This window comes from Enterobacter sp. HNDS-6 (assembly GCF_039850505.1).
Lineage (GTDB): Bacteria > Pseudomonadota > Gammaproteobacteria > Enterobacterales > Enterobacteriaceae > Enterobacter > Enterobacter kobei.
The window spans coordinates 3796989-3811172 of sequence record NZ_CP156673.1 but is presented as its reverse complement, the minus strand read 5'-3'; the positions used below and the strand labels follow the sequence as shown (position 1 = coordinate 3811172).

16 protein-coding genes are annotated in these 14184 nt (G+C 52.0%); 10 read left to right on the top strand and 6 right to left on the bottom strand.

The window, feature by feature from the left end:
- Positions 1-14: 14 nt before the first annotated feature.
- Positions 15-269, bottom strand: coding sequence for a DUF333 domain-containing protein (locus tag ABFI50_RS17815; protein ID WP_014883433.1), 255 nt, complete (start codon positions 267-269; stop codon positions 15-17).
- A 163-nt stretch (positions 270-432) separates the two neighbouring features.
- Here ABFI50_RS17815 and ABFI50_RS17810 point away from each other — a divergent pair, with 163 nt between their 5' ends.
- Both ABFI50_RS17810 and ABFI50_RS17805 read left to right on the top strand, forming a co-directional pair.
- Positions 433-1452 carry a sensor domain-containing diguanylate cyclase gene (locus ABFI50_RS17810; RefSeq protein ID WP_032637908.1) on the top strand — a complete coding sequence of 340 codons (1020 nt, stop codon included), beginning with the start codon at positions 433-435 and terminating at the stop codon, positions 1450-1452.
- 43 nt (positions 1453-1495) lie between these two features.
- Positions 1496-1594 (top strand): YoaK family small membrane protein, encoded by a 99-nt coding sequence (locus tag ABFI50_RS17805; protein ID WP_014883431.1) that lies wholly within the window; start codon positions 1496-1498, stop codon positions 1592-1594.
- A 127-nt stretch (positions 1595-1721) separates the two neighbouring features.
- Here ABFI50_RS17805 and ABFI50_RS17800 read toward each other — a convergent pair whose 3' ends face one another.
- Together ABFI50_RS17800 and ABFI50_RS17795 are read right to left on the bottom strand one after the other, a co-directional pair.
- Complete coding sequence (locus ABFI50_RS17800) at positions 1722-1970, bottom strand: GlsB/YeaQ/YmgE family stress response membrane protein (RefSeq protein WP_008500746.1); 249 nt, start codon at positions 1968-1970, stop codon at positions 1722-1724.
- A gap of 280 nt (positions 1971-2250) precedes the next feature.
- Positions 2251-3735 (bottom strand): sensor domain-containing diguanylate cyclase, encoded by a 1485-nt coding sequence (locus ABFI50_RS17795; protein ID WP_256027127.1) that lies wholly within the window; start codon positions 3733-3735, stop codon positions 2251-2253.
- 192 nt (positions 3736-3927) lie between these two features.
- Between ABFI50_RS17795 and ABFI50_RS17790 the strand changes: the two genes are divergently transcribed.
- Positions 3928-5427 carry an EAL domain-containing protein gene (locus tag ABFI50_RS17790; protein ID WP_347484688.1) on the top strand — a complete coding sequence of 500 codons (1500 nt, stop codon included), beginning with the start codon at positions 3928-3930 and terminating at the stop codon, positions 5425-5427.
- A 1-nt stretch (position 5428) separates the two neighbouring features.
- Here ABFI50_RS17790 and ABFI50_RS17785 read toward each other — a convergent pair whose 3' ends face one another.
- The 3 genes from ABFI50_RS17785 to icd form a co-directional block, all read right to left on the bottom strand.
- On the bottom strand, positions 5429-5674 hold the full coding sequence (locus ABFI50_RS17785; protein ID WP_347484685.1) for a YmjA family protein: 246 nt from the start codon (positions 5672-5674) through the stop codon (positions 5429-5431).
- 69 nt (positions 5675-5743) lie between these two features.
- Positions 5744-6091, bottom strand: a complete 348-nt coding sequence (locus ABFI50_RS17780; RefSeq protein ID WP_014883427.1) for a DUF1304 domain-containing protein — start codon at positions 6089-6091, stop codon at positions 5744-5746.
- A gap of 77 nt (positions 6092-6168) precedes the next feature.
- Positions 6169-7419 (bottom strand): NADP-dependent isocitrate dehydrogenase, encoded by a 1251-nt coding sequence (icd, locus tag ABFI50_RS17775; protein WP_014883426.1) that lies wholly within the window; start codon positions 7417-7419, stop codon positions 6169-6171.
- A gap of 117 nt (positions 7420-7536) precedes the next feature.
- Between icd and rluE the strand changes: the two genes are divergently transcribed.
- From rluE to phoQ, 7 genes are all read left to right on the top strand, one after another.
- Complete coding sequence (gene rluE / locus ABFI50_RS17770; protein WP_014883425.1) at positions 7537-8190, top strand: 23S rRNA pseudouridine(2457) synthase RluE; 654 nt, start codon at positions 7537-7539, stop codon at positions 8188-8190.
- Between the two features lie 9 nt (positions 8191-8199).
- Positions 8200-8673, top strand: coding sequence for an NUDIX hydrolase (locus ABFI50_RS17765; protein ID WP_014883424.1), 474 nt, complete (start codon positions 8200-8202; stop codon positions 8671-8673).
- A 40-nt stretch (positions 8674-8713) separates the two neighbouring features.
- Positions 8714-9826, top strand: a complete 1113-nt coding sequence (mnmA, locus tag ABFI50_RS17760) for a tRNA 2-thiouridine(34) synthase MnmA (RefSeq protein ID WP_025204436.1) — start codon at positions 8714-8716, stop codon at positions 9824-9826.
- A 26-nt stretch (positions 9827-9852) separates the two neighbouring features.
- On the top strand, positions 9853-10482 hold the full coding sequence (gene hflD, locus ABFI50_RS17755) for a high frequency lysogenization protein HflD (protein ID WP_014883422.1): 630 nt from the start codon (positions 9853-9855) through the stop codon (positions 10480-10482).
- A 19-nt stretch (positions 10483-10501) separates the two neighbouring features.
- Complete coding sequence (purB, locus tag ABFI50_RS17750) at positions 10502-11872, top strand: adenylosuccinate lyase (protein WP_014883421.1); 1371 nt, start codon at positions 10502-10504, stop codon at positions 11870-11872.
- A gap of 123 nt (positions 11873-11995) precedes the next feature.
- On the top strand, positions 11996-12667 hold the full coding sequence (gene phoP / locus ABFI50_RS17745; protein ID WP_014883420.1) for a two-component system response regulator PhoP: 672 nt from the start codon (positions 11996-11998) through the stop codon (positions 12665-12667).
- The gene (phoQ, locus tag ABFI50_RS17740; protein ID WP_014883419.1) at positions 12668-14131 is read left to right on the top strand and encodes a two-component system sensor histidine kinase PhoQ; all 1464 of its coding nucleotides are present in this window, start codon (positions 12668-12670) and stop codon (positions 14129-14131) included. It abuts the gene before it with no gap.
- Positions 14132-14184 lie beyond the last annotated feature (53 nt).

Here is a 14184-nt window from a genome sequence, read left to right as displayed (position 1 = left end):
CACCTGCCCTTCTGTCACCTGGTGGGTTGCGGATGATCGCGACGATAGAGCGTCCATTCGTCGATCACTTCACCACCCGGCAGCTTGCACTCGGTACGAACACCCTGCGGGCTTTGAATCGGGATCTGTTCCCCGCCCTTTTCCAGACAGTAAACGGAAGCCGGGTTCGCCATACCTACGGCCTGTGGCGGTTTGGGCGCATCGGGTGGGGTTGTTTTTGCGGTACAGGCGACCAGGGGAAGCGTCAGCGCCAGAAGCAGAAATCTCATCGCATCGATCCTTGTGACATCATCTTTGCCTAAGGGTAACGGCTCAGCGCCGCTTTCTCCATATATAAAATTTTCTGCATTCATGTTTTACTATGCCTGAAGCCTAAGAATTCAGCATAACATGCAGATGCAGACGTCTTCTGCCTGGGAGTCTTTCTACGTCATGTCGGATATTATCCTTGCCCGTGTTTCAGAAACCCTCGTTACTGAGCAATCCCTTGAAAGTCTCGTTCGTCAGCTGCTGGAGATGCTGGAAATCGTCACCGATATGGAGTCGACTTACCTGACGAAGGTGGATATCCAGGCGCGGCTGCAGCATATCCTTTATGCCCGAAACAGTAAGCAGATGACGATCCCGGAGGGGCTGAGCGTGCCCTGGGATGAAACGCTGTGTAAGCGCGCGCTGGATAGCGACACCATCTTCAGTAACGATGTCCCCGAGCGCTGGCCGGAGTGCGAAGCGGCGAAAGCTCTCGGTATTACCACTTACATGAGCATTCCGGTTCATCTCGCCGATGGCTCGCTTTACGGTACGCTTTGCGCCACCAGCACGGCTAAAAAGCCGCTCAGCGAGCGCGGTGAACAGATGTTAAAATTATTCGCCGGGTTGATTGGTCAGTACATTCAGAAAGAATCTCTGGTGAACCAGCTTCGGGAAGCCAACGCGGCGCTCATCGCACACTCTTATACCGATGCCCTTACCGGCCTGCCCAACCGTCGCGCCATCTTTGAGGATCTGACTACTCTGTTTTCCCTGGCTCGGCACCTGAAACGTAACGCCATCATTGCGTTTATCGACCTGGACGATTTTAAACTGATTAACGATCGGTATGGGCATGAAGCAGGCGACCAGTTCCTGATTGAAGTGGGCAAGCGTTTGACCGCAGAAAAACAGCAGGACGATATCATTGGTCGGCTGGGCGGCGATGAGTTTCTGGTGGCCTCTCTGAGTCATGTCGACAATGAGGAGCACATGAATCAGCTTAAAGCGCGCTTCAGCGCCCGCATTGCAGGGGAATACTGGCTGGGTAACATTAACCTTATTTATCCGGGAGCCAGCCTCGGCGTCATCGAAGTGGACCCAGACGTAACCGATCCGGACAGCGCATTACGTGCTGCTGATGTGGCGATGTATCAGGATAAGAAAGGAAAAAGCAAAACACGCTTTCTCGCGATGGATTAACCCCGTACACTCTACGGCGTTATAAAAAGAAAAAGGTGATGATATGAGAATAGGGATCCTCTTCCCTGTCGTTATTTTTATAACGGCGGTCGTGTTTCTGGCGTGGTTTTTTGTCGGTGGTTACGCTGCACCGGGGGCATAAATGAGAAAAACCACGCTCATTATGTTAATCATCGCCATTGTGGCCTTTGCAGGCACGCAGCTTGGCTGGTGGTGAACCCGTGATGTAAAAAGGCCGCCATCCGGCAGCCTTTTTTAACGCTTCAGTTTTAGCTTTTGATCTTTCTGTAGATAAACAGCACAACCAGTGCGCCGATCACCGCAACCGCAAAGCTGCCGAAGTTAAAGCCATCTACTTTCCCGAAGCCGAACAGCGTACTGATCCAGCCGCCGACTACCGCGCCGACAATACCCAGTATTACGGTGACGATAAACCCACCGCCATCTTTGCCCGGCATGATCCACTTCGCCAGAATACCCGCAATAAGCCCAAAGATAATCCAGGATAAAATTCCCATAACTTTCCTCTCTGTATGGTTTTTGTCATTAAATCAACGACACAAAAAAGGATAGCACAGGATTTGAGAAAGGAAATTTGTGATAAGCCTCACACTGACCGGATGCGCATTTTGTCATCAAAATGCCCTTCCCCAGGAAATGTGGGGTTGCATCTTTTGTTGAGAAAGATTATCTTTCTCAATACTGAATAGTTGAGAGAAATACTCAGGTATTCAGTACGACATTGCTCACATTGCTTCCAGTATTTCTTGCCCACGCTTTCGTGGGCTTTTTTTTGGGTTATACCCCAACAAAAGCGTGCCGGTTACGGCCTCCGCGTTTTGCCTGATAGAGCGCCTGGTCCGCGGCAATAATAATATTCTGCTGACTGCCCGCGATGTCGACAGCACGCGCAGTGGAGATGCCTACACTCACCGTGACCCGCCCGAAAGGACTGAACGCGTGTTCAATGTGGAGTGAGAAGACATTGCGAATAATCGCCTGTGCAAGGCGGAGCGCCTCCTGGATATCCGATTCAGGCAATATCAATGCAAACTCCTCCCCGCCATATCGCGCCACAAGCTGGTTGTCGCGAGTGAGGCTTTCCCTGAGGCAGTTTCCCAGCAATGCCAGACACCTGTCCCCTTCCGGGTGACCATAGTTATCGTTGTACTTTTTGAAGTAGTCCACATCCACGAGGAGGAGCGAAATCGGCGCGTCCTCTGCCGCACACGTCGCGATGTCGGAGAGAATTTTTTCATCGAAAATACGTCGGTTATAAAGCCCGGTCAGGGCATCCTCCGAGGCAATAATCTTTAGCGCTTTGTTATCCCGTGTTTTTCTGGATAAGTCGGAATACAGGAAATAAGACGCCACGATGAGTATCGCGGTAAAAACGAAAATAAGTAAGGCAAGCTGAATCGCCTGCTTGCGCCAGGGGGAAAGGGCTTCATCCGCGCTGACCGCCACCGTCGTGACCAGTCCGTAGCGGCTGTTTTTCTCATAGGCATAAATGCGTTCGATTTTATCAAACCGGGAAACGGAGCTAGCTATCCCTGTATTTTGTACTTTTAGGTATTTCCTGAAGAGAGGGGAATCTGAAAAAATCGTACCGATATAGGTATTCTTAAAGGGGTAGCGAATCAGTAAAACGCCTGTTTGTGTCGTTAAGCCAATAACGCCCGCGTGTCCGATATTGATCTGTCCATAAAGGGTCAGAAAGTTTTCGATACCCAGCGTCACCACCACGACGCCGTTAAATGCCCCCGTGTGAGTCTCAAGGCGTCGGCTTATGGTAATAACCCATTTACCATTGGTTCTGCTTATCACTGGCTCGCCAATAAATATCTGCTGGCTTTTATTTTCCTTGTGATAGACAAAGAATGACCGGTCCGCGCCTTTACGGGGACCTGCAAAAGTTTCGTGCAAGGCGGTGAAGATATCCCCCTGCGCATCATAGACAACCACATTATTAATCTGGGTAAGAAGGTTATCCTGATTGCTTATCATTCGCTGAATATTGATCGCCTGTTGCGGGGTCATGCCATAAATTTCAAGGGTGTCGGAAACGGTGGTAATCAACATTTCACTTTGGCGTATGATCCCTTCTGTATAGACATTCAGGGTATGGCTCAGGTTGGCAACGCTGGTATTGATCTGCTGGATTGACTGCTGTCGGGACGTTGCAATCTGCACGGCAAGCGACAATGAAATGATCAACGAGACAATGATGACGGTAATGGTTGTTGTGTAAAAAGTATTTTTGACATGCACGAGCTTTTCCACCTTATCACGCCTGACATCCCTGGCTGACAACTCTTGTCACTGTAACAAAGCTCAGGTTAAGAGGAAAATGAATTGCACTTAAGCATAGTTCATCCACCTGGATTAGGCTGACTACCCATATTATCGGGGTTGTAGCAAGCCCAGCCTGTGATAAGATTTGAAAAATCAGGGAGCGGACAAGGTATCTGGAAAATGAAAAAGATCGTTGCCGTTACTATCGTTTCAGCGTTTCTGGTCTTTCTGTCTCTTTATACGGTCAATGCGGTTATCATGGGCCAGCAGAAAAGCAAACTGCGTGAGATTTCCCAGACCCTTTTACAGTATTCAGAAGGCCTGTCTCAGAGCGTGGCGCAGACACTCAAAGGCCTGACCACTCAGGGATGCGACAAAGCCAGCCTTGATCGCTACAGACAGATTAAGCTCGACAGCCTCTATTTTGCAGACATCGGTTTTATAGAGCAGGGAAAAATAATCTGTACCGCTTTTTGGGGAAAACTCGCTAACCCTGTCCCCCTGCCAGCAGAGCTCCATAAAACACCCAGAGGATTCCTGCTCGCGCAATTTTCCAGAAAAGATTTTTTCACGGGCAATGCGGCCATCTATAATAATCTTATTATCTTCTCCTCCCGCTACGCTTACGATAAATTCACCCCGGTTACCAACAATTACTCCCTCAGCGCAACCACCAAAGACTTTGCCAGAATATTTTTTTCAGCAACCCATGAGGTAAAAGAACAGGATGGGGTACATTCCACGTTATTTACCCTCACCCTCACAGAGTGCAGCGCTTCCTGGGATTTGTGCGTCATTGTGAAGCATCACCATGCAGGACTGGCCTCGTTATCTCCCGCGGTGTTTGCCTTTCTCGTGGCTATTTTATGTTTTATCTGGATTGCGATAACGTTATTTTTCTTTCGACTCAATGAAGACCGCTTTTCACTGGAACGGACGTTGGTTAAAGCCGTCTTAACCAACACTATTGGCGTTCACTACCAGCCCATAATTCGCATTCATGATAGCAAAATAGTGGGCGTGGAGGTTTTATCGAGATGGCGCGACGCAAAACACGGTGACGTCTCGCCGGAATTGTTTATTCCATTAATCCAGAAAATTGGTTTGTATAAAAAATATTATACCCATATTCTTGAGAAATCCCTTAAGGACATCGCACCGCTGGTGCTTAAGCATCAACTGGTCGTTTCGCTCAATGTTGGTCGAATGGAAATTGAAGATGGACAATTTATCAGCATTTTGCGCCGTGGATGTTTAGCCAACAACATTCCGCTGTCTCTGATAAAAGTCGAACTCTCTGAAAAAGCCGTTTCCACCGCGAATATTCTGGAGGGCTTCTGTCAGAAGTTAAAGTCCCTTGGTGTCAGAATATCCATTGATGACTTCGGTGTGCAAAACTCCAACCTGGCCAGGCTTTCGCTTCTTGAATATGATGAGATCAAAATCGACAAGTCGCTGGTCGATGGCATCAGTGAGCATTATAAGCAGAACATTTTTGTGATCTTTAGCGACGCCCTCGCAAAACTGAATAAAACGCTGGTTTTCGAAGGCGTTGAGAACGAAATACAATTCCGCTTTATTGCTGAACGATATCCTGAGGCTCTGGTTCAGGGATGGTATTTTTCAAAATCTGTTTCCCGCCGTGAGCTTGCGAAGCGGCTCCTGGGTCTGGCGCGGTAGGCTATTCATTTCCCCACTGATTAAGGAAGTTCGCAATATCATCAATACGTTCAGCATGAACACCGGCTTCACGCGCCATCTCTTGCTGAGCTCCCTCATCAATCTCCTCATTATTTGATAACCGCGTGAGCAGCAGCTGGAAATAATGCGCCAGTGGGTCCTGCTCTGACTCACTGACAGGCTTTGCGGCTTCCGTCGCGTATTCTTCGACGATGTCATAATACTTCAATGGGATGTCGTTATTCATAACTGTCTAAACCTCTCAGGATGAAGCCACAAGTATATCGGACGACGCACGGTTGACCAACGCGTTGCTTCAGATAAGCAGCGCAAGCAGGGCGGCAAGCGCAGGTAAAGCCTGAACATACAGAATCTTCCGGCTGGCGGTCACTGCGCCAAATAGACCGGCAATCAGCACGCAGGCCAGGAAGAAGATGGCCACATGAACACCCTCTTCACCGAGCCAGAGGCTCCAGAGCAAACCCGCCGCAAGAAAACCGTTGTATAGCCCCTGATTCGCGGCCAGCACGCGGGTTTCACGCGCAAATTCCGGGCTGAGATTAAACGCCTTATGCCCGGTTCTGGTGTCCCAAAGGAACATTTCCAGCACAAGGATGTACAGATGGATAAATGCAACGACAGCGATAAGAACAGTGGCTAGCATCGTGTTATTTCCTGCAGGCAGAGGCAAAAAAAACGGGAACCCTCAGGCCCCCGCTCTTGTTTAACCCAGAAACTGGATTACATGTTCGCGATAATCGCGTCGCCAAACTCTGAACATTTCAGCAGCTTAGCGCCTTCCATCAGACGTTCAAAGTCATAGGTTACGGTTTTCGCGTTGATCGCGCCTTCCATACCTTTAACGATCAGGTCTGCGGCTTCGAACCATTCCATATGACGCAGCATCATCTCTGCGGACAGGATGATAGAGCCTGGGTTCACTTTGTCCTGACCTGCATATTTAGGAGCAGTACCGTGGGTCGCCTCGAACAGAGCGCACTCGTCACCGATGTTTGCACCAGGGGCGATACCGATACCGCCAACCTGTGCTGCCAGGGCGTCAGAGATGTAGTCACCGTTCAGGTTCATACAGGCAATCACGTCGTATTCAGCAGGACGCAGCAGGATCTGCTGCAGGAACGCATCGGCGATCACATCTTTAACGATGATCTCTTTGCCGGTGTTCGGGTTCTTGATCTTCTGCCACGGACCACCGTCGATCAGCTCACCGCCGAACTCTTCTTTCGCCAACTGGTAACCCCAGTCTTTGAAGGCACCTTCGGTGAACTTCATGATGTTGCCTTTGTGAACCAGAGTCACAGAGTCACGGTCGTTGGTGATCGCGTATTCGATAGCCGCGCGCACCAGACGTTTAGTCCCTTCTTCGGAGCATGGCTTGATGCCGATACCGCAATGTTCAGGGAAGCGAATTTTCTTCACGCCCATCTCTTCGCGCAGGAATTTAATCACTTTTTCTGCGTCTGCAGAGTCTGCTTTCCACTCGATGCCCGCGTAGATGTCTTCTGAGTTTTCGCGGAAGATAACCATATCGGTCAGTTCAGGGTGCTTAACCGGGCTTGGGGTGCCCTGATAGTAACGCACCGGACGCAGACAGACGTACAGGTCCAGCTCCTGACGCAGTGCCACGTTCAGGGAGCGGATACCGCCGCCGACTGGGGTGGTCAATGGGCCTTTGATAGCAACGCGGTAGTCGCGGATCAGGTCCAGCGTTTCTGCTGGCAGCCAGACGTCCTGGCCATAAACTTGAGTCGATTTCTCACCGGTGTAAATTTCCATCCAGGAAATTTTACGCTCGCCTTTGTAGGCTTTCTCAACAGCGGCATCAACCACTTTCAGCATTGCCGGGGTAACGTCTACACCGATACCGTCACCTTCAATGAACGGGATAATCGGATTGTGAGGAACGTTAATCTTGCCGTTTTGCAGGGTGATCTTTTTACCTTCCGCCGGAACAACTACTTTGCTTTCCATTAACCTCTCCTTCGAGCGCTTCTGGTTGTTACTGATCTTATGTTAATAAATTGTAATGAGCCCTTCGATAGTACCTGAATGTCCTGCGCCATGAAAGGTCTTCGTTATTAGGCTATAATGCGGCAATTGATAACGCCTGAAAATACCATGAAGAAAACTTCTTTTACAAAACACCGGGTTGAGCGATTCAGCTCGCGACAAGCCGCCAGAAGACCGCAAGAAACCCAGCCGAAGCGGGTTATTTTGTTCAATAAACCCTACGATGTTTTGCCGCAGTTCACCGATGAGGCCGGACGCAGCACGCTGAAGGATTACATTCCCGTTCAGGGCGTGTACGCCGCCGGGCGTCTGGACCGGGACAGCGAAGGACTTTTAGTTTTAACCAACGACGGCGCTCTGCAGGCAAAGCTCACACAGCCGGGAAAACGCACGGGCAAAATTTACTTCGTGCAGGTCGAAGGCGAACCGGACGAAGAAACGCTGGAGAAATTACGCCGTGGCGTAACGCTGAACGATGGCCCAACCCTGCCTGCAGGTATTGAACGCGTGAATGAACCGGAGTGGCTATGGCCGCGCAATCCGCCCATCCGCGAACGCAAATCCATTCCGACAAGCTGGCTCAAAATCACCCTTTATGAAGGCCGCAACCGTCAGGTTCGGCGCATGACCGCTCACGTCGGCTTCCCTACTCTGCGTCTGATTCGCTACGCCATGGGCAGCTATACCCTGGAAACGCTGGCAAACGGTGAATGGCGAGACGTTACCGCTTAAGGAGTCACTATGTTTAAACCTCATGTTACGGTCGCCTGCGTGGTCCACGCCCAGGGTAAATTCCTTGTGGTCGAAGAGAGCATTAACGGTAAAGCGCTGTGGAACCAGCCAGCCGGGCACCTTGAAGCCAATGAGACCTTACTGCAGGCAGCAAAACGCGAGCTGTGGGAAGAGACCGGCATACACGCTGAACCCCAGCACTTTATCCGACTGCATCAGTGGATTGCGCCCGATAGCACCCCGTTCCTGCGCTTCTTGTTTGCCGTCGAGCTTAGCGAAATGTGCGCCACAGAGCCGCAGGATGACGATATCGACCGCTGCCTTTGGGTGACTGCCGAGGAGATCCTTAACGCGCCAAACCTGCGCTCGCCGCTGGTTGCGGAAAGCATTCGCTGCTGGCAGTCTGCTGGCCGCTTACCGCTGGAAGTCATCGGCGCATTTAACTGGCCGTTTACAGAGGGTGCCAATGGTGGGGGGGCGTGATAGAATACGCCGCCTTGAAGTTCAATGTCGTGAGTATTCCATGTCAGATAACAGCCAGAAAAAAGTGATCGTCGGCATGTCCGGCGGTGTCGATTCCTCCGTTTCCGCCTACCTGTTACAGCAACAGGGCTATAAGGTGGAGGGCCTGTTCATGAAGAACTGGGAGGAAGATGATGGCGAGGAATACTGCACTGCCGCTGCGGATCTCGCCGATGCGCAGGCCGTGTGCGATAAGCTCGGCATTGAACTGCACACCGTTAACTTTGCTGCAGAATACTGGGATAACGTCTTTGAACTGTTCCTGGAAGAGTACAAAGCGGGGCGCACCCCGAACCCGGATATTCTGTGCAACAAAGAGATCAAATTTAAAGCCTTCCTGGAATTCGCTGCGGAAGATCTGGGCGCAGACTACATTGCGACCGGCCACTACGTGCGTCGTGCAGATGTGAATGGCAAAAGCCAGCTGCTGCGCGGCCTGGACGGCAACAAAGATCAGAGCTACTTCCTTTATACCCTGAGCCACGAACAGATCGCCCAGAGCCTGTTCCCGGTTGGCGAGCTGGAAAAGCCGCAGGTACGTAAAATCGCGGAAGAGCTGGACCTGATCACCGCGAAGAAAAAGGACTCTACCGGCATCTGCTTCATCGGTGAGCGCAAATTCCGTGATTTCCTTGGCCGCTACCTGCCTGCACAGCCGGGTAAAATTGTCACCGTTGATGGCGATGAGATCGGCCAGCACCAGGGGCTGATGTACCATACTTTAGGCCAGCGCAAAGGTCTGGGTATCGGTGGAACCAAAGATGGCAGCGAAGATCCGTGGTATGTGGTCGACAAAGATGTCGAAAACAATATTCTGGTTGTCGCCCAGGGGCACGACCATCCGCGTCTGATGTCCGTTGGCCTTATCGCGCAACAGCTGCACTGGGTCGATCGCGAGCCGCTGAAAGGCACGCTGCGCTGCACGGTGAAAACGCGCTACCGTCAGACCGATATTCCTTGCACCGTTACCGCGCTCGATGACGAACGCATTGACGTGCGTTTTGACGAGCCGGTTGCCGCCGTCACCCCGGGTCAGTCTGCTGTCTTCTACAGCGGCGAAATCTGCCTGGGCGGCGGGATCATTGAACAGCGCCTGCCGCTGCCCGCTGTTTAACAGAGTGCACACATAAAGGAGACCATGTGGCGAAGAACTACTACGACATCACCCTGGCGCTGGCAGGAATTTGCCAGTCTGCCCGTCTGGTGCAACAGCTGGCGCATCAGGGTCATTGCGATGCCGATGCCCTGCACGTTTCACTCAACAGCGTTATCGACCTTAACCCCGGTTCAACTCTGGGTGTATTTGGTGGGAGTGAAACCAATCTTCGTCTCGGTCTTGAAACCCTGCTTGGCGTGCTTAACGCCAGTAGTCGTCAAGGGTTAAACGCAGAACTGACCCGTTACACCTTAAGCCTGATGGTACTTGAGCGTAAGTTGAGCGCGGCGAAAGGCGCGCTCAATACCCTGGGCGATCGTATCGGCGGGCTCCAGCGTCAACTCGACCATTTTGATCTGCAATCCGAAACGCTGCTGAGCGCGATGGCCGGTATTTACGTTGATGTCATCAGCCCGCTGGGCCCACGTATTCAGGTCACCGGATCCCCTGCCGTGCTGCAAAGCCCGCAGGTGCAGGCAAAAGTACGTGCGTCCCTGCTGGCAGGGATCCGCGCCGCCGTGCTGTGGCATCAGGTTGGCGGTGGCCGTCTGCAGTTAATGTTTTCTCGTAATCGCCTGACCACTCAGGCAAAACAAATTCTTGCTCATTGTTAACCTCCCGGAGTTGCGAATTATGGAATTATCCTCACTGACCGCCGTATCCCCTGTCGATGGACGCTACGGCGATAAAGTCAGCGCGCTGCGCGGGATCTTCAGCGAATATGGTTTGCTGAAGTTCCGTGTTCAGGTTGAAGTACGCTGGCTGCAGAAGCTGGCCGCCCAGGCAGCAATCAAGGAAGTTCCTGCTTTTGACGAAAAGGCAAACGATTACCTTGATAAAATCGTTGCTGAGTTTAGCGAAGAAGATGCCGCGCGCATTAAGACCATTGAACGCACCACCAACCACGACGTGAAAGCGGTTGAGTACTTCCTGAAAGAGAAAGTGGAAAGCGTCCCTGCCCTGCACGCGGTGTCAGAGTTCATTCACTTCGCCTGTACCTCTGAAGATATCAACAACCTGTCTCACGCGCTGATGCTCTCTACCGCGCGTAAAGAGGTTGTGCTGCCTTACTGGCGTAAGATCATCGACGCGGTGAAAGCGCTCTCCGTGGAATACCGCGACATTCCGCTGCTTTCCCGTACTCACGGCCAGCCAGCCACCCCTTCCACCATGGGTAAAGAGATGGCAAACGTGGCGTACCGCATGGAGCGCCAGTACCGTCAGCTTGAGCAGGTTGAAATTCTGGGCAAAATCAACGGCGCGGTCGGTAACTACAATGCCCACATCGCCGCTTACCCGGAAGTGGACTGGCACCAGTTCAGCGAAGAGTTCGTGACCTCTCTGGGTATTCAGTGGAACCCGTACACCACCCAGATTGAGCCGCACGACTATATCGCCGAACTGTTTGACTGCATCGCGCGCTTTAACACCATCCTGATCGACTTCGATCGTGACGTGTGGGGCTACATTGCGCTTAACCACTTCAAGCAGAAAACCATCGCCGGTGAAATTGGTTCTTCCACCATGCCGCATAAAGTGAACCCAATCGACTTCGAAAACTCCGAAGGCAACCTGGGCCTGGCGAATGCGGTGCTGCAGCATATGGCGAGCAAACTGCCGGTATCCCGCTGGCAGCGTGACCTGACCGATTCCACCGTGCTGCGTAACCTGGGCGTGGGCATTGGCTACGCGCTGATCGCTTACCAGTCCACCCTGAAAGGCGTGAGCAAACTGGAAGTGAATCGCGATCGTCTGCTGGACGAACTGGATCACAACTGGGAAGTGCTGGCGGAGCCGATTCAGACCGTGATGCGTCGCTACGGCATCGAAAAGCCGTATGAAAAACTGAAAGAGCTGACTCGCGGCAAGCGTGTAGATGCTGAAGGCATGAAACAGTTTATTGACGGTCTGGCACTGCCAGAAGAAGAGAAAACGCGCCTGAAAGCCATGACGCCGGCGAACTACATTGGCCGCGCCATTACCATGGTCGACGAGCTGAAGTAACACCCCTTCCCCCCTTTCCGCCCGGAAAGGGGGTTGCTTTTCCCCGGTTTACTGAATGTTTATCCCCACGGCAACATAATCAGCGTTAAACTATTCGTACTACATATTCTGGGAGAAAAGATGATGCGCGTACTGGTTGTTGAGGATAACGCATTGCTACGCCACCACCTGAAGGTTCAGCTTCAGGAGATGGGACATCAGGTGGACGATGCTGAAGATGCAAAAGAAGCCGATTATTATCTCAATGAACATCTGCCGGATATCGCCATTGTCGATTTAGGCTTGCCTGATGAAGACGGTCTGTCGTTAATTCGTCGCTGGCGCAGCCATGATGTTTCTCTCCCGGTGCTGGTTCTGACCGCCCGCGAAGGCTGGCAGGACAAAGTTGAAGTGCTCAGCGCCGGTGCGGATGATTACGTCACCAAGCCGTTCCATATTGAAGAAGTGGCTGCGCGAATGCAGGCGCTATTACGCCGCAACAGCGGGCTGGCTTCACAGGTTATCTCCATCCCGCCTTTCCAGGTGGATCTCTCCCGACGCGAGCTCTCGATTAACAATGAAGTGATCAAGCTGACCGCATTCGAATACACCATCATGGAAACGCTGATCCGTAACAGTGGCAAGGTTGTGAGCAAAGACTCCTTAATGCTCCAGCTCTACCCGGACGCGGAGCTGCGCGAGAGCCATACTATTGATGTGCTGATGGGGCGTTTGCGTAAGAAAATTCAGGCGCAGTACCCGCAGGATGTGATCACGACCGTCCGCGGCCAGGGCTACCTGTTTGAATTACGCTAAATGAGACAGATTTTGCGCCATATACTGCCCCTCTCACTGCGGGTTCGTTTTTTGCTGGCAACGGCCGCAGTGGTGCTGGTGCTGTCGCTCTCCTACGGTATGGTCGCCCTGGTGGGTTACAGCGTCAGCTTCGATAAAACGACTTTTCGACTGTTACGTGGCGAAAGTAATCTGTTTTACACTCTGGCGAAATGGGAAAACAACCGTATCAGCGTTGAAATGCCCGAGAACCTGAATCAACAGAGCCCTACTTTAGCCCTGATTTACAACGAAAAAGGGAAGTTGCTGTGGGCGCAAAGAGATATCCCGTGGCTGGTTAAAAGCATTCGTCCGGAGTGGCTTAAAACCAATGGTTTTCATGAGATAGAAGCCGATCTTAACACCACCAGCTCGCTGATTCGCGAAGATCGCTCTATGCAGCAGAAACTCAATGAAATCCGCGAGGATGATGCCGAAACGGAGATGACGCACTCCGTGGCGATTAATATCTACCCGGCGACGATGAACATGCCGCAGCTGACCATTGTGGTGATCGACACCATTCCTGTCGAGCTCAAGCGCTCCTACAGGGTCTGGAGCTGGTTCGTTTATGTTCTGGCCGCTAACCTGCTGCTGGTAATCCCGCTGCTTTGGGTGGCGGCGTGGTGGAGCTTGCGCCCCATTGAATCCCTGGCGCGAGAGGTGCGCGAGCTTGAGGAACACCATCGCGAAAAACTCAATCCGGAAACCACCCGTGAGCTGACAAGTCTGGTACGTAATCTCAATCGCCTGCTGAAAAGTGAACGTGAACGCTATGATAAGTACCGTACAACTCTGACTGACCTCACTCACAGCCTGAAAACACCGCTGGCCGTGATGCAAAGTACCCTGCGTTCAATGCGCAGTTCAAAGCTGAGCGTTGATGATGCCGAGCCGGTGATGCTGGAGCAGATCAGTCGAATCTCACAGCAAATTGGCTATTACCTGCACCGCGCCAGTATGCGTTCCGGCAGCGCGCTTCTGAGCCGCGAGCTGCACCCGGTGGCACCGCTGCTGGATAATCTTACGTCCGCCCTCAACAAGGTGTACCAGCGTAAAGGGGTGAACATCAGCCTCGATATCTCGCCTGAGATAAGCTTTGTCGGCGAAAAGAATGACTTCATGGAAGTCATGGGCAACCTGCTGGATAACGCCTGTAAATACTGCCTGGAGTTTGTGGAAGTGTCTGCGCGTCAGACGGATAACGAGTTACATATTATCGTTGAAGATGATGGCCCGGGGATCCCGCGCAATAAACGTGATGTGGTGTTCGATCGCGGCCAGCGCGCCGATACGCTGCGCCCCGGCCAGGGGGTGGGGTTAGCCGTCGCACGTGAAATTGTCGACCAGTACGATGGAAAAATTGAAACCAGCGAAAGTTTGCTGGGCGGCGCCAGAATGGAAGTGATTTTTGGTCGCCAGCAGCCCACATCGAACGATAGTTAACCCGTTATGTGAAAAATGCGAGGATCTCGCAGCCGGGGGGCTGAGCTTCCGTT

Coding starts and splice junctions, on each gene's coding strand:
- phoP (WP_014883420.1), top strand. CDS start 11,996: ATGCGCGTACTGGTTGTTGAGGATAACGCATTGCTACGCCACCACCTG.
- ABFI50_RS17780 (WP_014883427.1), bottom strand. CDS start 6,091: ATGCTAGCCACTGTTCTTATCGCTGTCGTTGCATTTATCCATCTGTAC.
- ABFI50_RS17765 (WP_014883424.1), top strand. CDS start 8,200: ATGTTTAAACCTCATGTTACGGTCGCCTGCGTGGTCCACGCCCAGGGT.
- icd (WP_014883426.1), bottom strand. CDS start 7,419: ATGGAAAGCAAAGTAGTTGTTCCGGCGGAAGGTAAAAAGATCACCCTG.
- ABFI50_RS17815 (WP_014883433.1), bottom strand. CDS start 269: ATGAGATTTCTGCTTCTGGCGCTGACGCTTCCCCTGGTCGCCTGTACC.
- ABFI50_RS17790 (WP_347484688.1), top strand. CDS start 3,928: ATGAAAAAGATCGTTGCCGTTACTATCGTTTCAGCGTTTCTGGTCTTT.
- purB (WP_014883421.1), top strand. CDS start 10,502: ATGGAATTATCCTCACTGACCGCCGTATCCCCTGTCGATGGACGCTAC.
- rluE (WP_014883425.1), top strand. CDS start 7,537: ATGCGGCAATTGATAACGCCTGAAAATACCATGAAGAAAACTTCTTTT.
- phoQ (WP_014883419.1), top strand. CDS start 12,668: ATGAGACAGATTTTGCGCCATATACTGCCCCTCTCACTGCGGGTTCGT.
- ABFI50_RS17800 (WP_008500746.1), bottom strand. CDS start 1,970: ATGGGAATTTTATCCTGGATTATCTTTGGGCTTATTGCGGGTATTCTG.
- ABFI50_RS17805 (WP_014883431.1), top strand. CDS start 1,496: ATGAGAATAGGGATCCTCTTCCCTGTCGTTATTTTTATAACGGCGGTC.
- mnmA (WP_025204436.1), top strand. CDS start 8,714: ATGTCAGATAACAGCCAGAAAAAAGTGATCGTCGGCATGTCCGGCGGT.
- ABFI50_RS17785 (WP_347484685.1), bottom strand. CDS start 5,674: ATGAATAACGACATCCCATTGAAGTATTATGACATCGTCGAAGAATAC.
- ABFI50_RS17810 (WP_032637908.1), top strand. CDS start 433: ATGTCGGATATTATCCTTGCCCGTGTTTCAGAAACCCTCGTTACTGAG.